The organism is Termitidicoccus mucosus (assembly GCF_038725785.1).
Classification (GTDB): domain Bacteria; phylum Verrucomicrobiota; class Verrucomicrobiia; order Opitutales; family Opitutaceae; genus Termitidicoccus; species Termitidicoccus mucosus.
Genome location: NZ_CP109796.1, coordinates 5,737,304 through 5,757,863, shown reverse-complemented (window position 1 = coordinate 5,757,863; position 20,560 = coordinate 5,737,304). Strand labels below are relative to the sequence as shown.

The following is a 20,560-nucleotide window of genomic DNA, read 5'->3' as shown; positions in this document are numbered from 1 at the left end:
CATGGCCGGAAAACGTTGCGCCCGATGGCAACGGCCTCGCGGGAGCTCGGCCCTCCAGAATCCAGTTATCATTCGCAATGCTCTCAGATGCCCACGTGCTGGACGCCGATGGTGTTCTGGATGCTCTTCAGGTAATCGGAGGACTCGATGGCGGTCAGGTTGGCGCGCGCGTGTTTCAGGCGGCCCTTGATGTCCATGCGCGTGATGATGTCGGCGCTGTTGGAGCGGTCGAGGTAGGCCTCGAGATACGCCACGTGGCGGCGCCAGAGGTTGGCCTCGGCGCGTTGCTTCGTGTTCACGCGCTCCGCATACCACTGGCTGGAGAGCATGTTTTCGCGGGCGAACAACTCGCGGACCGCGGGATCGTCGAGCGTTTTGCCTTCGTAGCTGCCATGCGCCATGATGTGCAGGAGCGCCTTGAGCGGCGGAACGGCGAGCTCAATGCCGCCGTCGGCAAAATAACTTTCGGCCACGCGCTTGTGCGTGACGCAGATGTTGTCCATGCCGTCGACAAAGACATCCAGGTCCTGCATCTCGGGGCGCAGCATCTCGTCGGTGAACACCGCATGCGGGTGGTTGAAGATGCGTCCGAAATAAATGCGCACGAAACGCGTGGTGATGCGATAGCCGAGCCGGCTGGCGAGGACGGGCTTGCCGTTGTGCTCGAAGTCGGCGCATTTCTCCAGGCAGCCTTCGGCGATGAGCGCCTGGGCGGAACGCTCGGCGGGCGTCATGCGCGCGAAGACTTCGGGGATGAGCATCGAGATGTCGTGGTCCACACGGCTCTTCGGGCCGACGTAACCGGCGGCCGAGAGATAGACGTCGTGTCCGGTGAGGATCAATGAGACGAGCGAGGCGTTGAGGTCGATGACGGGGCGCAGGGCATTGAAGGGGCCCTTGGTGAGCGCGCCTTCGGAGCCGGCGCCCGTGGTCGAGGGGGATTTGCCGGTCATGGAGCTGACGAACTCCATGAAAAGCTCGGGCAGCTCGAGGTGGTGGATGGGATTGAAGACGGCGAGCGGGCGAATGCCTTTTTCCGGCGGGTTGTTGCGGCGGCCGGGCACGAGGATGTCCACCGGGAAGGGCACGGACGCATCGGCGGGGAGCCGGCGGTGCAGGCGCGCGGTGAGGTCGGCGAGCACCGGGCCGAGCGGATGCGCGATGTCGGGGCGCGTCTGGAGGTAGCGCGGGTTTTTCGAGGGTTTGCCGTCAACGAGGCGCGGATGCGCGGATGACACGAAGAACTGCGGCGTGTCGGAGTCGGCGGAGGCGCGGATGATGGCGCGCATGGGTTCGGTGTAGGCGTTGAAGCCGATGGCGTCCTCCATGAGCGCGCGGGCGTCGGCCTGCGTGAGCGGCTCGTAGTTCGAGAGAAAGACGCCCGGGCCGGCGATATCGGCCTCGGCCTGGTGGTCGTAGCCGCGGTGGATGGCGTCGTCGGGGCGCTGGAAGAGGAGCGCCTCGCAGTTGGCGACGAACTTGACCGAGCCGGCCCCGGCGGCGTGCGCGGGCAGGCCCTTGATGGCGGCGGCCGGCGCGACGATGGACGCGGTGATGTCGTCCTCCATCTGGACTTTCGAGACGGGATAAAAATCGTTGCGCAGGCTGAACACGCGCCAGGAGCCGTCCTGCTCGAAGCCGACGCGGAGGTTGTTGGTCACGAGTTTCACGCCGTCGAGCTTCAATTCGTAGCCGGGGAGTCCGTTGATGGTGTCGACGGAGAAATGGCCGGCCCAGTTGTCGCCCCACTCGGGCTTGTAGTAGCGTTTCAGGATGAAGACGATCTGCTTGATGTATTGGGGGATGGCGCGAATCCAGGTGTTGTGCTCGTCGGCATAGTCGCGGCGCGAGGGCGTGAGGAGTTTGATGACGGAGCCGAGCGAGCGCTCGGGGCTGAGGATGGGGCGCTTGTCCTTGCCGTTGCGGGCGGGATCGCGGAACCGGTTGCTGTAGTCGCGGGCGATGATGTCGGCGACCTGGGCGAAGTCTTTCTCGAAATCGGCGATGAAGACGTGGCCGGGCAGGATGGCGTTGGAGATGGCTTTCGAGATCTCGGATTTGCCGCCGCCGGAGACCGTGCTGGGTTTATGGCAAAGCTGGCCCTCGGCGACGGTGCCGACGAGGCGCCAGTTGGCGCGCGCGCCGGTGGCCCGCACCATTTTCACGCTGTAGCCGCTGGGGCGCACGTAGGTTTTCCCGGCGAGGAGCTTGATGGAGCGGGCCTCGCCCGCGTCGTCCTTCCACGAGACCGTCTGGTGGCGGAGGTTGAAGGTGGTGAGTTCGGGGACGAGGACGATTTCAGGATGCCGGGTGTCGAGCGCATGGCCTTCGGGTTGAAGGGCGAAACGGCCGCCGAAACGCGCGGCCACGTCGGCCAGCGGTTGCGGATTGGGCTCGGTGAAACCGGAAAACTCGTCGCCGAGGTCGTAGCTGGGGAACACGAGCGCGCCGCCGGCATGCTCCTCCTCGGCGAGGCCGTAGAGGTTGGCCGAGAAGCTGATCTGGGTCTTCACCTCCTTTTTGCAGTAGCCGTAGTAGTTGTCGGCAATGATGGTGACCATGACACCGCGATGGTCGCGGGCGGTGAGCTTGAAGGCGGAGCCGTCGTTGTAGAGTTCGCCCTCGTCCTTCCAGCACATGCCGTCGCGGCGCTGGCGCGGCGTGGCGAGATCCCAGTGCGGCAGGCCTGCGATGTGTTTCGGCACGGTGGTGAGGTGCGGGGCGAGGATGACGCAGCCGGTGTGGCCGATCCAGTGATCGACGTCGAGCGCGGCGTCGTTCTCGGGGAGGAACGGGTCGCCGGCGTTGCCGAAGATGCCCTCGATGAAGTCGAGGTTGCTCACGAGCGAGCCGGGCGCGAGGAAACGGATTTCCATGCTCTTTTCCTTGATGAAGCCGGGCACGTCCGGGCACACGAGCGGGCGGATGTATTGCGAGACGAAGCACTCGGCCTGCTTGTCGCCGCGATTCGCGGTGAACGGCAGGCGCATGAGCTCGCGCGGCGGGTGGAGGGCGAGGCCGAGCATCTTCGCGAAGGTGACCTTCGGCACGGCGAGCTTGTCGTCGGGGATGGGCAGGCCGCCCTCGGCAATGTGGAAAACGCCCTTGGTGGTGCGGCGGTCGTTGGCGGGATTGTGCAGCACGCCCTGGCGGACGCGGTAGCTTTTGACCAGCGGGGAGGTGAACTCGTCGCCGTCGGCGGGCAGCGAAAGCGTGCGCGCGAGGCCGGGTTCGTCGAGGACGAAGGAGCGCGCCGGGAGGCGCGGGACGTTGCCGACATCGCCGATATAGCGGTCAAGCCAGGTCTGGATGCGGTGGTCGGCGGGGCAAAGCGGGTCGATGAGCTGGCGCGTGGTCTCGCGGTAACGGGCAAAAATGGGCGCGGCGAGCGCGGTGATGGCGGCGTCGAACTCGTTGTCCACCGTCGGGCATCCGAGCAGCGAAAGGCGGAGATTGATGGCGCGATGTTGTTTCTTGAGCGACGACGGGACGGTGCTTTGTGACGACATGATTGAGGGAAATGCGATTCTACAGGATTAAAAACGAAATTTTGCCACTATGCATTGGAGCGATTCCCGTGCAAAACGGCAACGCAAGGGTTGGAAAAAAGTGCGCAGATAAATAAAAATCACATCTTCTTGGAATTGCGGGTTTGTCCCCGGGAGGCTCGCCCGTTTGGCTGAATGCTTCCATTTCCGTCCCCTGCCACTCCGCCCGCCATGCCGCCCGCTCCGACTCCGCTAGCCGACTCCTGCAAGCTTGCCATCAAGGCCATCCCCAACGCCCCGCGCAACGAGGTCGCCGGCTGGCTCGGCGACGCGCTCAAGGTCAAGGTCCACGCCCCCGCGCTCGAAGGCCGCGCCAACGACGAGCTTTGCGAGTTCATCGCGGCGACCCTCGGCCTGCCGCGCCGCGCCGTCGTCGTCGCCACCGGGGAAAAATCCCGCCAGAAGCTCCTCCAGATCACCGGCCTCACGCTCGACGCGGTGAAGTCCCGGCTCGCCCGGCCGGCGAAGCCGGCTTGAAACCCCGCCCGCGCGGCCTAGTCTTTCCCTCACCATGCAAGCTTTTCCGCACGCGGCGCGGCGCACCCAGCACAAGAAACCGAGCTTCCCCATCAGCGGCAGCTTGCGCCGCTACCTGCGCCGCTTCCGGCGCGAGCGCGAGCTGCCCGTCACCTACGAACGCCTGCGCCACTTCATCGAGTCCGCGCCGCTCAACGACCACGAAGGCCGCCCCACCCTCTGGGAAACCGTGGTTTACGACCACATCGAGATGGCGGAGATCCACGAGGGGCTGAAGCGCATGTATGCGCTGCTGCGCGTGGACGGCGACCTTTCCGTGATGCAGCACCTTTACGTGGACCGCATCGACTTCTGCGCGTTCGGCAACTCCGCGCCCTTCCGCGTCCGCATCGTCAACGCCTACAACGAAAACCCCGACCATTTTTATATCAAGAAAGGCGACGCCTCGCGCGTTTACGGCCTCGAGCTCGAGCACCTCCTGTCGCCCAACCGCATGCACTACCTCACCTACGGCAACTCGCTCGTCGAGGAGCACGTGGCGGGCATCCCGGGCGATGTGTTTGTGGACCGCTGGCTCACGAACAAGGAAATCAAACCCATCCGCCTCGCCAAGGAGCTGGTGAAGTTCAACGAACGCTGCTTCATCCGCCTGCTCGGCGACATGCGCAGCTACAACTTTGTCGTCGTCGTCACGCCCGATTTCGAGGGCGCGCAAATCCGCATCCGCGCTATGGACTTCGACCAGCAGACCTACGAGGGGCGCATGAACCTCTACCGCCCGCAGTTCTTCAAGGAAAACCAGCCGCTCGCGCTCTTCTGCATGAAGCACCTCAACATCGAATCCGCGCGCCAATACCAGCGCGAGGAACAGGTGCTGATGCTCCAGCGCAAGGCCGTCGTGGAGGACAAGCTCGACGCGCTCCTGCGCGCCATGTCGGAGGACGAGCTCGCGCCGGAAAGCCATGTCATCGAGTTGCGCGAGGGGCTCGCCGCGCACTTCCAGCGCGGCGAATACCTGCGTTGCCGGACCATGGGCGACCTCGTGCGCGAAAACCTCGAAACCATCCGCCTGAACCTCACCGCCCCGCTCCCCACCGACACCCCGCAGCCCGGCGAAATCGAGGAATGAGCGACGGCATTCCTCGCGATTGTCTCGCGGGAGGAGAACCACCCGGTTCGCAGCCCAATGGGTTACATGCGGAGCGTTTGCCGGCGGCAGTCGTTGGCGGCGCCGGTTGCCGGCTGATTTTCTTTTGCCCCAAAAGCCGGCTATTTTTGCCAGCTTGCCTCGAATGCATACTCGCCCGCGCCGATCTCGAAGGCGGGGCGTCCGTCCACCGCGCCGAGCGGCGTGAGGTCGTCGCGCTTGTCGGTGGCGCGGCCGCTTTCCGTGATGACCGCGGTCACGGGCACGGGAAGCTGCACGCCGGCCCGGGCATTGGGCGGCACCGTGACCCGCAGCGCGAATTTCCCCTCGCCGCGATCCCAGCGGACGGCGACGCGGCCGCGCACGGTGTCGATGGACGCCTCGGCCCACGCCACATCGCCCGCCGGCTCGGGGCGGACAATCACGCGCGCAAATCCCGGGCCGGACGCGTCGGGCATGATGCCGGCCAGATACTGGTAAAACCATTCCGTGATGTGCCCGAGCATGAAATGGTTTTGCGAGACATTCGGGCTCGCATCCCACGCCTCGACGAGAGTCGTGGCCCCGCGTTCCAACTGGTAGCCATAACCCGGCCGGTCCGTCTGGTTGTGGATGGCGAAAACGAGGTCGGCGCGCCCCGCCTGGCTCAAGCCGCGCAACAAATAAGGATGGCCGATCTCGCCGGTCGTGATGCCGTTGCCCGCCGCGCGAACGGCCTGGACCAGGCGGGCGAGCACGGCGTCGTATTGCCCGAACGGCACGATGCCCAGCGTGAGGGGAAGGACCTGCGAGGTTTGCGACCCGGTGGCGTAAACCGCCGTGGCCTTGTCGAGAAAGCGCGCGTTGAACGCCTCCGCTATCTCGTCGGCGAGTTCCGCGTAGCGGCGGGCGTCGCGGGAGCGGCGCAGGTGTTGCGCGATGCGTTCCATGGCCAGCGCGCCTTCGTAATAGGTCGCGGTGGCGACGAGCGGCACCGGCGTGAGGCTCGAATGGCCGGACCCGGTCGGCCCGAGATCGCACCAGTCGCCGAGGCCGTGCGAGAGGATGTGGCCGTCGGCGCGGCGGGTGAGATAATCGAAATAACGCTGCATCGCCGGGTAGTGGCGGTGGAGCGGGGTGTCGTCGCCGGTCCAGACAAATTGCTGCCAGGCCGCGAGGATGAGCGTGCTTCCCCACTCGGGCGAGTCGCGGAACCAGCCGTCGAAGCGAATATACTCCGGCGCGATGGACGGCACCAGGCCGTTCTCCAACTGCGCGTCCTCCATGTCGCCGAAAATTTTTGAAAAGAGCCGGGTGAGGTCGAATTCGGAACGCAGGGACGGGCCGTTGAGGTGGTCCTGTTCCAGCCAGCCAAGGCGCTCGCGATGCGGACAGTCGGTGAGGACGTGCGCCATGTTGCTGCGCTGCGCCCAGCGCACCAGCATGCGGATGCGGTTGAACAGTTCGTTGGAACACGCGAAATGCCCGACGGCGGGCGAGTCGGAATGCACGACCCGCGCATCGAGCCGACCCACGACCGGCAGCTCCGAGCCGCCCTCCGGGGCCGCGACCTCGACCTGGAGATAACGCGCGCCATGATAGAAAAACTTCGGCGCCCAGTCCTCGCCATCCGGATGGCCCGCGAGCCGGTAGTTCCAACCGGCCTCGGCCTTGCTGTTGTGGGTGGACCGCCAGTTGATGGAGCCGTCAGGGTTGACCAGCTCGGATGGACGGAGCTTCACCGACGCGCCCTTGGGGCCGCGCACGCGGAGCACCGGCATGAGCGCGGTGTTCTGGCCGAAATCATACACGGTGACGCCGGGACGCAGCCCGCGCACGGCGACCGGTTTCAATGTCTCATGGGCGCGCATCGGCGGCGAGGCATGGGAAAAACCGACGAGCCTGCCGCCCGGCCCGGCGGTCTCCACCGCCGCCGTCCATTTCGAGTCGTCAAAGCCGGGCCGGTCCCAGCCCCGCGGTTCGAGGCCGGCGTCGTAATCCTCGCCGCCGTAGGCGTGCTCGAAAACCGTCGGGCCGGCGGCGACTTTCCATTGCGGGTCGGACACGACCGTCTCCACGCGCCCGTCCCCGTATTCCAGTCGAAGCTGGACCAGCGCCTTCTGCGCGCGCGGGGGGCCGACGAACTTGGTGTATCGGCCGTGCGAATACTGCACGTTGTACATGCCGTTGGCCAGCGTGAGGCCGATGGCGTTGGCCCCGCCCGCCCGCAACTGCGCGGTGATGTCGCGCGTGTCGTAGATGCAGGTCTTCGTGTAGTCGGTCCAGCCGGGCTTGAGCAAATCCTCCGCGCCGACCTCGGCGCCGTTGACCGACAGCGTGTAATAACCCAGCCCGCAGACGAAAAGCACGGCGCGGCGCAACTCCCCTTCGACCGGGAACTCCCGCCGGAGCAGCAGCGTGGTGGTGGCGCGCGGATTCGAGCCGGGCAGGCCGATCCCGTCCACGAGCGCTTCAGCCGACCACGGTCCTTCCTCAAGACTCGCGCTGGCCGTCACCTTCGCGCCGGGCGCGATATTTTTTCCGCCGGAGCGCACTTCCATCTGGCTGAGCGCGAGCCGCCCGAGCGGCTGCGCGCCCTCGTCCTCGGCGATCATGCGCAAACGCGGCGCGCTCAGGCGCACGTAGCGGGCGGTGATGCCGTTCGCCGGAATCATCACCCGCGTGAACCAGAGATTGACCGGCTCCCGCGTGTGGTCCGCGATCACGGCGGCGTCGCGGAAATCGCCGGTGCGCGACAGTTCGACCTTGAACCAGCGCGGAAAGCCAAGCCGCTCGTTGACCGTGTGCACCAGCGCATGCAGGCCGACCTCCTCGATGGCGTGGTCGCGACCGAGGTCGAGCATCACCCACTGCGGCGTGTTTTCATCCGTGACCGGCGGCGTGCTGAACCCCAACCAGCGGCGGGTCACGCGGACCAGTTCGGGATCGGTGATCCACTTCGCCTGCCAGTCGCCCGGCTGGACGACGCCCATCGTCCAGGTGGCGGTTTCGCTCCACGGGGAAACGGCGCCGGTCTCATCCCAGACGCGAACCTGCCAGAAAACCCGCTCGCCCGTCCGCAAGGCGCGTCCGCCATAGGGCACTTGCAGTTGCGCGTCCCCGTCCACGCGTCCGCTGTCCCAGGCGTCCGCCTCGCCCGCCGCGAGTCTTTCGCGGGTTGACGAGACACGCACCTGCCAGGCCGTCTGTCGCGCCCCGCGCGTTGTGCTCTCCAGCGACCAGGCCAGCCTGAGCGTCCCGGAATCGATGCCCGACGGATCGCGCCCCCAATCGCAACGCAGGCCGGCCGGGGCCAGGCCGGCGGCGTGAAGCGCGGGGGACGAGAACACGCCGGACAGCAGCAAAGCCGCCAGCGGCAGGAATGACCGGAGGGTGACAAGGGATTTCATGGTGCTGGTGTTTTGGACGAAAATGAAAGCGTGCGGCTCCCGCCGGGAACGAGGTTGACTGCAACCGTCTCCGCGCCGTGCCGCACCACGGCGGAGCGGCCGCCGACGCTGCGGATCGTCGCCGCGACGGGCCGGCCTGGCCGCCATTCGATATCGACCTCGAAGCCGCCGCGCGCGCGCAACCCGCGCACCCCGCCCTCCGGCCACTCGGGCGGCAACGCGGGCAGCAGGACGATTTCCCCCGCGTGGCTTTGCAGAAGCATCTCCGCGATGGCGGCGGCGCCGCCGAAGTTTCCGTCGATCTGGAACGGCGGATGCGAGTCAAACAGGTTCGCATAGGTGCCGCCGCTCCACCGCTGTTTCGCGGTGGCGGCATTGGCGGGCTTCAGATGCGCGGCGAGCAGGCGGTGCGCGCGCGCGCCGTCGCCGAGCCGCGCCCACAGGGCCATCTTGAAGGCGAGGCTCCAGCCGGTGCCGTCGTCGCCGCGCGCGTCGAGGGATTTGCGCGCGGCGGCGGCCAGCGCCGGCGTCGCGGCCGGGTCGATTTCATCGCCGGGATAAAGCCCCCACAAATGCGCCACATGACGATGATGCGGATCGGCCTCGGGATATTCCTCCAGCCATTCCATCACGCGCCCGTCGGGCCCGATGCGGGTGGGCGCGAGGCGCCCGCGTTTCTCCCGCAACTCGGCGCGCAGCTCCGCGTCCACGCCCAGCACCTCCGAGGCGCGCGCGCACGCGTCGAAGAGATAGCGCAGCAACTGCATGTCGGCGGCCGGCCCCATGCATACGTGCGCCGCGGCGCCGCCGGGCAGCAGAAACGCGTTTTCCGGCGAATTGGACGGCGCGGTCACGAGCCAGCCATGCGCCGGCTCCTCGATCAGCATGTCGAGATAGAACAACGCGGCGCCCTTGAGCAGCGGCCACGCCCGGACAAGAAATTCGCGGTCCCCGGTGAACAGGTAATGATCCCACAAATGCTGGCACATCCAGGCCGAGCACGACACGGTCGAGCCCCAGCTCGCCGATTCGCCGGGCGAGGTGAAACCCCACGGGTTCGCGAGCAAAAACGCCACCCAGCCGCGCGCCCCGTAATAAGCGCGCGCGGTTTTTTCCCCGGGTTTTTCAAGCGAGCCGACGAGCGCGAAAAGCGGCTCGTGCAACTCGGACAAATTGCAGACCTCCGCCGGCCAGTAGTTCATCTGCGCATTGATGTTGAGATGCCAGTCGCCGTTCCACGGCGTCTGGATTTGATCGGCCCAGATACCCTGGAGGTTTGCGGGCAATCCGCCGGGCCGGGAGGAGGAAATGAGCAGGTAGCGCCCGAAATTGAAATACAGCGCGGCCAGCGACGGATCGGGCGCGCCCTCCTGAAACCGCTTCAGGCGCGCCGGCGCGTCGCGCGTCGCGGCCTCGGGATCGGCGGCACCCAGCCGCAGATTCACCCGGTCGAAAAACCGCCGGTAATCGGCTTCGTGCGCGGCCAGCAGCGCATCGAATGACTTCGCCTGCGCGCGCCTGAGGTCGTTCTCGGCGGCGGCGCGGGCGTCGTCGGTTTTTCTCCCGGCAAACGTGCGGATGTCCGTGGCGGCGGCCACGAACACGATCACCTCGTCCGCCTCGCGCACGCGCAAAACATTTCCGGCGACCTCCATCGTCCCGCCCCGCGGAACGGCGCGCACACGCGCCGCGTAGCGCACGCCCCCGCCGCCTTCGCGCCCGTCGTTGAGCCGGCCGTGCATCACAAGCCCGTCCGCGCCCGCCGCCTCCGCGACGGCGCGCTCGGGTCGCGAAAGCGTCGCGTCAAACGAAATCCGCCCCGGCCGGTCCGCGCGCAGGCGCAGCACGGCGATTTCATCAGGCGCGCTGACGAACGCCTCCCGCGTAAAACGCACCCCGTCCTGCGCGTAAGTGACGCGGCACACCGCCCGGGCCAGGTCGAGCTCGCGCCTGTATCCGGAAACTGGTGACGAAGTATCCGCGATGAACTTCAGGCGCAGGTCGCCGAGCGTCTGGTAGCAGCCGAAGGGGACATTCGCCCCCGCGCCGCGCCCCGAGCCCTCGCCCGCGCAGGTGAAATGCGCGTTGACCAGTTTTTCCGCCGCGGCGTTGTCGCCGGCCAGCAGCAACCGGCGGATTTCCGGCAGCGTCGCGGCCGCGCCCGGGCGGTCGGCGTCCTGCGGCGAACCGGACCACATGCCGCTTTCATTGAGCACGACGCGCTCTTCCGCGATGCCGCCGTAAACCGTCGCGCCGAGCCGTCCGTTGCCCAGCGGCGCGGCCTCGAAAAATTCCGCGGCGGGAGCCCCGAGCCAGACGAAGCGCGCTTCGTCCGCCGGCGCCGAGCCCCGCGCCGCTCCGGCCAGCATGCAGGCCGCAAGGAGAATGATGGCACGCGCCGGTTTCATGGTGCGATTTAAAGTAGTGTCAGAATCAAAAGGGATGAGGAAGAACGCCTGCGCAGGAGCGGCGGCGTCCCGCCGCCGGACGAGGCGAAGCCTCGCCCCTTTGCGATGGGATGCTCGAAAGCCTGCATGTGAACGGGCGCTCGCGTTGCTCGCGTCCGGCGGCGGGACGCCGCCGCTCCGTGCGCAAGCGTCCATTGGTGACTCGACTTTGAATCGCGCGCCGGGGCTCATGGTTTTGCCGTGATTTCTCCATCGCCGCCGGCGCGCAAGTCTTTCGAAGTGGCAAGCGCGATGACGCGCCCCTGGTCGCCCACCGCGCAATAGAAATGATAGACCACGCCGTCGTGCTTCAACACCCACGGCTTGTGCGCGAATTTCTCGTCAAACGGTTCGCTGGGCTCGACCAGATTCGGGCCGTCCCACTTGGTCCAGTTCACGAGGTCGTAGGAGCAGGCGAAGGTATCGAACGCGTGCGGACGCCAGCGAAAGCCGAAATAAAACATCACCCAGACATCGCCGATCTTCATGATTTGCGGATCGCCCGAGATCGCCGGTTTTCCGGGTGCGTTGTCCACCACGAAATCGGCGCCGTAGCGCGTCCAGTTCACCATGTCGCGCGACACCGCCATGCCGATGGCCTCGTGCGAATGCACGGCAGATTTCCCGTTGTAAAACATGACGAACGGCCAGCCAAGCGACTCGGCTTCGTCGCGGATGATGGTGCTCTTGTAGAGCGTGTTGCTCTCAAACGGACGCGCGTCGGGCTGCGCGGTGGACAACACGGGGTTTGACGGCAGGCGCGTCCATTCCGCCGCCCGCGCGGGGTCGTCCGTGGTCGCGAGGCCGATGGCGAGCGGGTCGGGCTCGTAGCCCTGCTTCGCGCCGCCGATGTAGGACAGCCAGTATTTCCCGTCGTGCGTGCCAAGCGCGTGCGTGCCGCCTTCCCAGCGCCAGTCGGGCAGCGAAACGCCGCCGTCGGCCTGCCAGGCATCCCAGCCCTCGCGGCGGAACGAGAGGATTTTCCCCAGTTTCTCCCAGCGCAGGAGATCGTCGCTGCGCGCGAGAAAGGTCTCGTAACCGGCGTCGTCGCGGATGGCGACATACATCATATACCAGCGGCCCTGGTGGCGAAACACGCTGGGGCAATCCACCAGCTCCGTCGCGGTCTCGCCCTTGAGCACCACGCCGTATTTGTGCGGGGTCTTCACCTCGTCATGGATGCGGCGCATGGTCTCGGCGGACACCTCGCGCCCCGGCCCAGGAGGGGGCTGAATCACATCCGGCCGCGGGCTCGCGGCGGATGCGATTCCGGTGGAGCCGGCAATAAACAAAAGAGCGGCAATGAGGGCGGGGCGCGGGCCGGGCCTGGAGGGAGTCGTCATGGCGGAGGAGGATTTTCCTGGTTGCGGGCGATGGCGGGATGCGGGGAAAAGCGATGGCTCATCTATACGTCCGTTCGCCCCGGAAATCTATCGGTATAATCCTTGGTTTATGCATTATCCTAAGAAAACCCGTGGCGCTCCCGCGGCGCGCGCACGCCCCGGCCCGCGCGCGGTCCCCTCTCCCGTCCCGGCGCGGCTCATTCCCGGCTGTTTTGCGCGATGCCGTGGTGCGCCCGGTATTCGCGCGGCGTGCATCCGCACGAGCGGCGGAACGCCTCGTTGAAACGGCTGATGGAGTTGAAGCCCGAGCCCAGCGCGATATCGACGATCTTCTCGTCCGAGGTGATGAGCATGCGCTGCGCATGCGACACCCGGTGATGGATGAGGTAGTCGAGCAGCGTCATGCCAAAGGCTTTCTTGAAAAGATTCATGGCATAGTTCGGGTGCAGCCCGACCGCCTCGCTGATGTCCGCCACGGTGAGCGGCTCCGTGTATTGCCGCGCGACATAGCAGGCCATCTGCTCGACCTTGTTGAGCCCGCCCTCCTGCAGGCAAAACGGGCCGCTGCTCCGGCCGGCCTGTTGTTCCGACGCCTTGCGCTCGGCGATGCTCGCGGCCATGCGCCGGAGCCGCGCTTCCATTTCCAGTATAATAATGTCTTTTGCCGCCTCGTCGGTCTTCTGCAGATCGTCCTCCCAGCGGGAAAATAGCGCCCGGTCGAAGTCCACCAGCGGCTTCTCGTCCTCCAGCGCCAGCCCGCCGCGCATCAACAATTGCACCAGCTGCTCCGGCAGCCGGCGTTGGAGAAACCACACCAGCGGGATCGTCACCACGAAATAATCCGTGCCCTCGGCGAAGTCGATGATCTGGTGGGGAATCGAGGCCCAAAACGCGCCGAGCTGGCCGGCCTTGATGTGGATTTTCTCACCGCCCAGCAGATAAGAAAGCCATCCTTTCTGCACGAGATTGAGCTCGATTTCGTTATGATGGTCGGGCCGCGGCATCCTTGACGGTATCCAATGCACGCAAGTCAGGCCGTAGGATGCAAAGTCGGGACGATTGGGGTCGAACTGCACCATGTTGGGATATTAGAATACCGCAGATATTGGGACTTATCGCGGAAGAGGCGAAACCAAAAACACATTACCGTCCAGTCAGCAGCAAGGATGCAGGTGAGAGCATCCGCCAACGAATTCCTTCCCTTTCCTCTTCATCTTTCCTCCTCCGCCCAAATCCCTCCGCCCGCCCGTCCACCATCGGCGCGGGGACAGCCCGGCGGACCACCGGCATGAAAACAACCACTCCCTCCATCGGTGTCATCATCGGCAACCGTGATTTTTTCCCCGATCATCTCGTCGGCGAGGCCCGCGCCGACATCGAACGCTTCGCCCGGCAGGCGGCGTTCGATCCCGTCATGCTCACGCCCGATGACACGAAGCTCGGCGGCGTCGAGACCTTCGACGACGCGCAAAAATGCGCCGCGCTGTTTCGCGCCCACCGCGAGCGCATCGCGGGCGTGCTGGTTGTCCTGCCGAACTTTGGCACGGAGAAAGGCGTGGCCGACACCCTCAAGCTCGCCGCCCTGAATGTCCCCGTCCTCGTGCAGGCCTACCCCGACACGCTCGGCAAGCTCGACGTCATCCATCGCCGCGACGCGTGGTGCGGAAAAATCTCCGTTTGCAACAACCTCCGCCAGGCCGGCATCCCGTTCACGCTCACCGCGAGCCATGTCACGCATCCCGGCGCCCCGTCCTTCGCGCAGGACATCGGCCGCTTCATCGCGGTGTGCCGGGTGGCGGGCGGCCTGCGCAAGGTCCGCATCGGCGCGGTCGGCGCGCGGCCCGGCGCGTTCAACACCGTCCGCTACAGCGAGAAAATCCTCGAGCGCCACGGCATCAGCGTCACCACCGTGGACCTGTCCGAAATCCTCGGCGCGGCGGCAAAACTCGAGGATCGCCACCGCCGGGTGACCGCAAAAATCGATGAGATCAATGCCTACGCCGACGCCTCCGCGGTACCTCCGGCGCGGCTCCTCCAGATGGCGCGGCTCGGCGTGGTGCTGGACGATTTCGTGGCGGAAAACCATCTCGATGCCACCGCCATCCAGTGCTGGAACTCCCTTCAGCAAAACCACGGCTGCAATGTCTGCACCAGCATGAGCATGATGAGCGAGAAGCTTTTGCCCAGCGCGTGCGAGGTCGATGTCACCGGCGCGCTCACCATGCATGCCATGCAGCTGGCCTCCGGCTCGCCCAGCGCGCTCGTGGACTGGAACAACAACTACGCGGACGACCCCGACAAGTGCGTGCTCTTCCACTGCGGCAACTGGGCCAAGTCCTTCACCCCCGGTGTCCGTGTATCCAGTGCACCGATACTCGGCTCCTCGCTCGGGGTGGAGAACACCTGGGGCGCGCTCGACGGCCGCGCGCCCGCCGGCCCGCTCACCTACGGCCGCATCACCACCGACGACACAGGCGGAACCATGCGCGCCTACGTCGGCGAGGGCGAGCTCACCCATGACGACCTGCCCACCTTCGGCAACCGCGCGGTCGCCCGCGTGCCGCGGCTGCAGGCGCTCATGCGCCACGTCTGCCGCGAGGGCTTCGAGCATCATGTCGTGATGAACGCCTCGCTCACCGCCGCCATCCTGGAAGAGGCGTTCACCCGCTACCTGGGCTGGGAGGTTTACCACCACGCAAAGACCGACGAATCGTGACCATGCCGACCGACCGCGAACTCGCGCGCAAATCCATCCTCTACCGCCGGCGGCTCCTGCAATGCATCCACCGCGCCGGCGCGGGGCACACCGGCGGCAGCCTGTCGTGCGTGGATATCCTGAACGTCCTCTACAACCGCATCCTCCGCGTCTCGCCGGAAACCGCCTCCTCGCCGGATCGCGACCGCTACGTGCAGAGCAAGGGCCATTCCGCGGAGGCGCTGTTTGTCGTCCTCGCCGACCGCGGTTTCTTCCCGGAGGCGGAGCTCGAAACGCTCTGCCGCTACCGCGCGCGGCTCGCCGGCCACCCGACGCGCGACGTGCCCGGCGTCGAGCAAAACACCGGCGCGCTCGGCCACGGCCTGCCCATCGCCGCCGGCATGGCCATCGCCGGCAAGCTCGACTCCGCCGCCTACCGCGTGTTCGCGCTGCTGGGCGACGGCGAACTCGCCGAGGGCTCGAACTGGGAGGCCGCCATGGCCGCCGCGCATTACCGGCTGGACAACCTCACCGCCATCATCGACTGCAACACGCTCCAGATCACCGGGCGCACCCGCGAGGTGATGAACAGCGAGCCGCTCGAGGCCAAATGGGCCGCGTTCGGCTGGGCCGTGCGCCGCGTCCCCGGCCACGACCTCGCCGCGCTCACCGCCGCGCTCGCGCGGCCGCTCGAGCCCGGAAAGCCGGGTATTGTCATTGCGGATACAATCAAGGGCAGGGGCGTCGCCTTCATGGAGGACAACGCCAGATGGCACCACGGCGTGCCCTCGGACGACGAACTCGCGCGCGCCCTCGCCGGGCTCGACGACGCCCTGGCGGAGCTGGAAAGGAGCGCCGCATGAGCGCGCCCTCCCCCGCCCTGCACAGCGAGGCCGCGCTCCGCGTCGCCGCGCGTCTCGGGCTGCGCCCCGCGCGCGCCAATCTCGACGAATTTGCCGCCGCGCTCCTCGCCCTCGCGCAGGCCAACCGCAACGTCCTCGCCGTCACCAGCGACTCGCGCGGTTCCGGCAAGCTCGGCCCGTTCGGGCAGGCCCTCCCGTGCCAGATCGTCGAGGTCGGCATCGCCGAGCAAAACCTCGTCGGCATCGCCGCCGGTCTCGCCTCCGCGGGCAAAACCGTGTTCGCCGTTTCCCCCGCCTGTTTCCTCACCGCGCGGGCCTTCGAACAGGTGAAAAACGATGTCGCATATTCCGGCAATCCCGTGGTGCTCGTGGGCATCAGCGCGGGCGTGAGCTACGGCGCGCTCGGCGCCACGCACCACTCGCTGCACGACTTCGCCGCGCTGCGCGCGGTCAACAACCTCGTCATCGCCGCGCCCGCGGACAATTTCGAGGCGCGCGAGGCCGTCCGCGCCGCGGCCGCCGCCCGCCGCCCCGTTTACCTGCGCTTCGGCAAGGCGCCCCTTTACGACCTGCCGGGGGCGGACGGGTTTGCGTTCGGCCGCGCCCGCCTGCTGCGCGCCGGCCGCGACGCCGCCTTCATCGCGACCGGCGAGACAGTCATCCACGCGCTGCTCGCCGCCGCGCACCTGCGGGAGACCGCCGGGATCGACTGCCGCGTGCTCAGCCTGCCCACGATCAAGCCGCTCGATGCCGCGGCGGTGCTCGCGGCCGCGCGCGAATGCCGCGCGGTGCTCACCGTGGAGGAACACATGGTCCACGGCGGCCTGGGCGAGGCCTGCGCCGCCTTGATCGCACAATCCGGCGCCGCGCCGCGTTTTCACATCGCGGGCATTCCCGACGAGCACATCGTCAACGGCAGCCAGGCCGACATTTTCCGCCACTACGGCCTCACCATGGAAGGCCTTTCCGCAACCATGCTCGAACTCCTGGGGAGAAATTAAGAACCAAGGATTAAAAATATCCGCCGCCCCGCCCCGCGTCTCCTCATTCTTAATTTCTCATTCCTAATTCTTGATTTATTCCGCCATGCCGCTCGTCCTCGCCCTCGACCAAAGCACCTCGGCCACGAAAGCGCTGCTTTTCGACGCGGACGGACGCTGCCTCGACACGGAATCGCGCGGGCACCGCCAGCATTACCCGCAGCCCGGCTGGGTGGAGCACGACGCGGAGGAAATCTGGGCCAACACGCTCGCCACGTTGCGCGCCGTGGCCGCGCGCCATGAATCGCGGCGGGACGAGATCGCCTGCCTGAGCCTGGCCAACCAGCGCGAAACCGTCGTGGTGTTTGAGCGCGGCAGCGGGCGCCCGCTCCGCCCGGCGATCGTGTGGCTGTGCCGGCGGGGCGACGCGTTGTGCGACGAGCATCGGGCGAATGGCACGGAACCGCTGATTCACAGCCGGACCGGCCTGAAGCTCGACGCGTATTTTTCCGCCTCGAAACTCCAGTGGCTGGTCCGCAACGACGCGGCACTCCGCGCCAAACTCGCGCGCGGCGAGGCGCTCGTCGGCACCATCGACGCCTACCTGGTTTACCGGCTCACGGGCGGAAGGACCTTTGCCACCGATCCGACCAATGCCAGCCGCACGCTGCTTTTCGACATCACGCGGATGCGCTGGGACGACGGCCTGTGCGACTTGTGGCAGGTGCCGCGCGGCGCGCTGCCGGAAGTACGCGAGAGCAGCGCGGTGTTTGGCGAAACCACCCTCGGCGGCGCGCTGCGGCGCCCGCTGCCGGTCTGCGGCGTGATGGGCGACTCGCAGGCCGCGCTGTTCGCCCAGCGGTGCTTCGGGTCCGGCATGGCCAAGGCCACTTTCGGCACCGGCTCGTCCGTCCTCCTCAACATCGGCCGCGAGCCGCGTTTCTCCCGGCAAGGCATCGTCACCACGCTGGCCTGGGTCATCGAAGGGCGCCCGACCTACGCGCTCGAAGGCATCATCATCAGCGCCGCCGCCACCCTTTCATGGCTGGGCAGCCAGCTCGGCCTGATGGCCGACGCCGCGGAATCGGAAGCCATCGCCGCCTCGCTGCCCGGGAACGAAGGCGTTTATCTCGTGCCGGCGTTTTCCGGGCTGGGCTTTCCCCACTGGCAGCCGGCGGCGCGCGCGGCCATCACCGGCCTGAGCGGACGCAGCGACCGGCGGCATGTGGTGCGCGCCGGCCTGGAGTCAATCGCCTACCAGATTCGCGACGTGCTCGACGGGCTGCGGGCCGACGCCGGCGTGGAATTGCGCGGGCTGCGCTGCGACGGCGGGCCGACATCGAACCGCTGGCTGATGCAGTTCACCGCCGATCTCGCGGGCGTGGAACTGCGCGCATCCACGATGCCCTACTGCTCCGCCCTCGGCGCCGCCTTCATGGGCATGCTGGGCCGGAAAATCCATTCCTCGGAAACCGCGCTGGGGAACTTGCCTTGCGACGATGTTTCTTATTCTCCCTCGATGCCCCCGGACGACGCGCAACGACTTCTCGCCGGCTGGTGGCATGCCGTGCGCCAGACGTTCCCCCGCCCTCAATCCCCGCTCCCCGCCTTATGAAAAACACACGCCTCCCCCTGCTCGTCATTCCCGCCCTCCTTGCCGCCGTGCCGCTCCCCGCCGGGAAAAACGCCCTGATCGACACCACCTCGTCGCCATTCGCCAAAATGTACATGGTCGATCTCGATGACGTGAAGTGGACGTCCGGTTTCTGGGCGGAGCGCTTCGACGTTTGCCGCGACACCATGGTGCCCCACCTGTGGAAAATCTTTCAGGACGACAAGGGCAGCCACGCCTGGGCCAACTATCTCATCGCGGCGGGCCTGCAAAAAGGCGACTTCTCCGGCCCGCCCTTCAACGACGGCGATTTCCTCAAGTGGGTCGAGGCGCTCGCCCAGGTTTACGCCGTCACGCGCGACCCCGCCATCGACGCGCAGCTCGACCGCATCATCGAGGTCGTCGGCAAGGCCCAGCGCGAGGACGGCTACCTGCACACCCAGACCATCATCCCGCAGCGCAACGGCGGCGACGTGCGCGAATTTGCCGACCGCGAGCATTTCGAGACCTACAACATGGGGCATCTCATGACCGCGGCGTGCGTGCACCATCGCGCCACCGGCAAGGACTCCCTGCTCGCGCTCGCCCGCAAGGCCGCCGACTACATCGACCGGCTCTGCAAGGACAAGCCCCGCGAACTCGCCCGCAACGCCATCTGCCCCTCGCACTACATGGGCGTGGTCGAGCTTTACCGCGTCACCGGCGAGCCCCGCTACCTCGAACTCGCGCGGCAGTTGATCGAGATCCGCGGCCTCGTGCCGTCCGGCGAGGGCAGCGACCATAACCAGGACCGCATGCCGTTCCGGGAGATGACCGCGGCCGTCGGCCACGCCGTGCGCGCCAATTACCTCTATGCCGGCGTCGCCGACGTGTATTCGGAAAACGGAGACACGACGCTCCTCGGCACCCTCTCGACCATCGCCGCCGACGTCTCCGGGCAAAAACTCTATATCACCGGCATGACCGGCGCGCTCTACGACGGGGCCTCGCCCGACGGCGTCGATTACACGCAGCACCACGCCATCAAGACCGTGCACCAGGCCTACGGGCGCGGCTACCAGCTGCCCAATCTCACCGCCTACAACGAAACCTGCGCCACCATCGGCTATGCGATGTGGATCTGGCGCATGCTCCAGATCACGGGCGACGCGCGCTGCGCCGACCTCTTCGAGCAGACGCTCTACAACGGCGTCCTTCCCGGCATCAGCCTCGAGGGTAGGGACTATTTCTACGTCAACGCGCTCAAGAAACTCCACGACTTCAAGGTGCCGCTGCGCTGGTCGCGCACCCGCGAGCCCAACATCCCGGCGAGTTTCTGCTGCCCGCCCAATGTCGTCCGCACCATCGCCGAGGCGCACAACTACGTCTATTCGCTTTCGCCGGACACGCTCTGGGTGCACCTTTACGCGGCCAGCGAACTCGACACCGCGTGGACCGACGGCGGCCGCATCCGCCTCAGGCAGGAAACCGGCTATCCTTGGGACGGCGCGGTGCGGCTCACCATCACCGAGGCCCCGGCCAAGCCGGTCGCGATCAGGCTGCGCATTCCCGGCTGGCTGAAGGAACCGGCCTCGGTGCGCGTCGCCGGAAAACCGGCCGAAGGCCGGCCCCGGCCCGGCTCGTATTTCGAGATCAGGCGCGCCTGGAAACCGGGCGACGTGATCGAGCTGGACCTCCCCTTCGGCGTCGAATTATGGGAGGCCAATCCCCTGGTGGAGGAAACCCTCGACCAGGTCACGGTCAAATACGGTCCGCTGGTCTATTGCCTCGAGTCGAACGACCTGCCCCGGGACATCCGGCTTCAGGATGTGGCCGTCCGCGCCGCCGGGCACGATCACTCGAAATGCCACGTCGTGCCCGCGACCATCGCCGGCGCCGGAATGCGCGCCATCACGCTGCCCGCCATCGCCCTCAAACGCCAGCCTTGGCAACCCGACGAACTCTACCGCAGGACCGGCGCGGCCCGCCCCGAGCCCTTCACGTTGAAGCTCATTCCCTATTACGCGTGGGGCAACCGCGGCGACGCCGAAATGTCCGTCTGGCTCCCGGTCCGCTGACG

The 20,560-nt window shown here is 66.9% G+C and carries 12 protein-coding genes; 7 read left to right on the top strand and 5 right to left on the bottom strand.

Features of this window, described 5'->3' with window-relative positions; genetic code table 11:
• Positions 1–83: 83 nt before the first annotated feature.
• Positions 84–3,509, bottom strand: coding sequence for a hypothetical protein (locus OH491_RS20120; RefSeq protein ID WP_068769910.1), 3,426 nt, complete (start codon positions 3,507–3,509; stop codon positions 84–86).
• 210 nt (positions 3,510–3,719) lie between these two features.
• On the opposite strand from OH491_RS20120, the gene OH491_RS20115 reads away from it, so the two are divergent.
• Together OH491_RS20115 and OH491_RS20110 are read left to right on the top strand one after the other, a co-directional pair.
• A complete protein-coding gene (locus OH491_RS20115; protein WP_068769911.1) occupies positions 3,720–4,025 on the top strand; it encodes a DUF167 domain-containing protein in 306 nt (101 codons plus the stop codon).
• A 34-nt stretch (positions 4,026–4,059) separates the two neighbouring features.
• Positions 4,060–5,154 carry a hypothetical protein gene (locus tag OH491_RS20110; protein ID WP_068769912.1) on the top strand — a complete coding sequence of 365 codons (1,095 nt, stop codon included), beginning with the start codon at positions 4,060–4,062 and terminating at the stop codon, positions 5,152–5,154.
• A gap of 140 nt (positions 5,155–5,294) precedes the next feature.
• Here the strand turns inward: OH491_RS20110 and OH491_RS20105 are convergent, their stop codons facing one another.
• The 4 genes from OH491_RS20105 to OH491_RS20090 all read right to left on the bottom strand — a co-directional run bounded on the left by OH491_RS20105 (position 5,295) and on the right by OH491_RS20090 (position 13,430).
• Positions 5,295–8,561, bottom strand: coding sequence for an alpha-L-rhamnosidase (locus tag OH491_RS20105; RefSeq protein WP_068769913.1), 3,267 nt, complete (start codon positions 8,559–8,561; stop codon positions 5,295–5,297).
• Positions 8,558–10,969: a glycoside hydrolase family 95 protein gene (locus OH491_RS20100; RefSeq protein ID WP_068769914.1), complete on the bottom strand. Its 2,412-nt coding sequence runs from the start codon at positions 10,967–10,969 to the stop codon at positions 8,558–8,560. The genes OH491_RS20105 and OH491_RS20100 overlap by 4 nt, the downstream gene beginning before the upstream one ends.
• Before the next feature lie 227 nt (positions 10,970–11,196).
• On the bottom strand, positions 11,197–12,351 hold the full coding sequence (locus OH491_RS20095; RefSeq protein ID WP_334319220.1) for a hypothetical protein: 1,155 nt from the start codon (positions 12,349–12,351) through the stop codon (positions 11,197–11,199).
• 197 nt (positions 12,352–12,548) lie between these two features.
• On the bottom strand, positions 12,549–13,430 hold the full coding sequence (locus OH491_RS20090; RefSeq protein ID WP_068769915.1) for a helix-turn-helix domain-containing protein: 882 nt from the start codon (positions 13,428–13,430) through the stop codon (positions 12,549–12,551).
• A gap of 209 nt (positions 13,431–13,639) precedes the next feature.
• Between OH491_RS20090 and OH491_RS20085 the strand changes: the two genes are divergently transcribed.
• The 5 genes from OH491_RS20085 to OH491_RS20065 all read left to right on the top strand — a co-directional run bounded on the left by OH491_RS20085 (position 13,640) and on the right by OH491_RS20065 (position 20,558).
• The gene (locus tag OH491_RS20085) at positions 13,640–15,067 is read left to right on the top strand and encodes an L-fucose/L-arabinose isomerase family protein (protein WP_068769916.1); all 1,428 of its coding nucleotides are present in this window, start codon (positions 13,640–13,642) and stop codon (positions 15,065–15,067) included.
• Between the two features lie 2 nt (positions 15,068–15,069).
• Positions 15,070–15,909: a transketolase gene (locus tag OH491_RS20080; RefSeq protein WP_068769917.1), complete on the top strand. Its 840-nt coding sequence runs from the start codon at positions 15,070–15,072 to the stop codon at positions 15,907–15,909.
• Positions 15,906–16,910, top strand: a complete 1,005-nt coding sequence (locus OH491_RS20075; RefSeq protein WP_084442076.1) for a transketolase C-terminal domain-containing protein — start codon at positions 15,906–15,908, stop codon at positions 16,908–16,910. The genes OH491_RS20080 and OH491_RS20075 overlap by 4 nt, the downstream gene beginning before the upstream one ends.
• A 70-nt stretch (positions 16,911–16,980) precedes the next feature.
• Entirely contained in the window at positions 16,981–18,504 is a 1,524-nt protein-coding gene (locus OH491_RS20070; RefSeq protein WP_084442077.1) for an FGGY family carbohydrate kinase, read from the top strand.
• Positions 18,501–20,558: a glycoside hydrolase family 127 protein gene (locus OH491_RS20065; RefSeq protein WP_068769918.1), complete on the top strand. Its 2,058-nt coding sequence runs from the start codon at positions 18,501–18,503 to the stop codon at positions 20,556–20,558. The genes OH491_RS20070 and OH491_RS20065 overlap by 4 nt, the downstream gene beginning before the upstream one ends.
• The last annotated feature ends 2 nt before the right edge of the window (positions 20,559–20,560 follow it).

Bases quoted from the DNA above. Each gene is read 5' to 3' on its own strand.
- OH491_RS20120 (WP_068769910.1), bottom strand. From the start codon at position 3,509: ATGTCGTCACAAAGCACCGTCCCGTCGTCGCTCAAGAAACAACATCGC.
- OH491_RS20115 (WP_068769911.1), top strand. From the start codon at position 3,720: ATGCCGCCCGCTCCGACTCCGCTAGCCGACTCCTGCAAGCTTGCCATC.
- OH491_RS20110 (WP_068769912.1), top strand. From the start codon at position 4,060: ATGCAAGCTTTTCCGCACGCGGCGCGGCGCACCCAGCACAAGAAACCG.
- OH491_RS20105 (WP_068769913.1), bottom strand. From the start codon at position 8,561: ATGAAATCCCTTGTCACCCTCCGGTCATTCCTGCCGCTGGCGGCTTTG.
- OH491_RS20100 (WP_068769914.1), bottom strand. From the start codon at position 10,969: ATGAAACCGGCGCGTGCCATCATTCTCCTTGCGGCCTGCATGCTGGCC.
- OH491_RS20095 (WP_334319220.1), bottom strand. From the start codon at position 12,351: ATGACGACTCCCTCCAGGCCCGGCCCGCGCCCCGCCCTCATTGCCGCT.
- OH491_RS20090 (WP_068769915.1), bottom strand. From the start codon at position 13,430: ATGGTGCAGTTCGACCCCAATCGTCCCGACTTTGCATCCTACGGCCTG.
- OH491_RS20085 (WP_068769916.1), top strand. From the start codon at position 13,640: ATGAAAACAACCACTCCCTCCATCGGTGTCATCATCGGCAACCGTGAT.
- OH491_RS20080 (WP_068769917.1), top strand. From the start codon at position 15,070: ATGCCGACCGACCGCGAACTCGCGCGCAAATCCATCCTCTACCGCCGG.
- OH491_RS20075 (WP_084442076.1), top strand. From the start codon at position 15,906: ATGAGCGCGCCCTCCCCCGCCCTGCACAGCGAGGCCGCGCTCCGCGTC.
- OH491_RS20065 (WP_068769918.1), top strand. From the start codon at position 18,501: ATGAAAAACACACGCCTCCCCCTGCTCGTCATTCCCGCCCTCCTTGCC.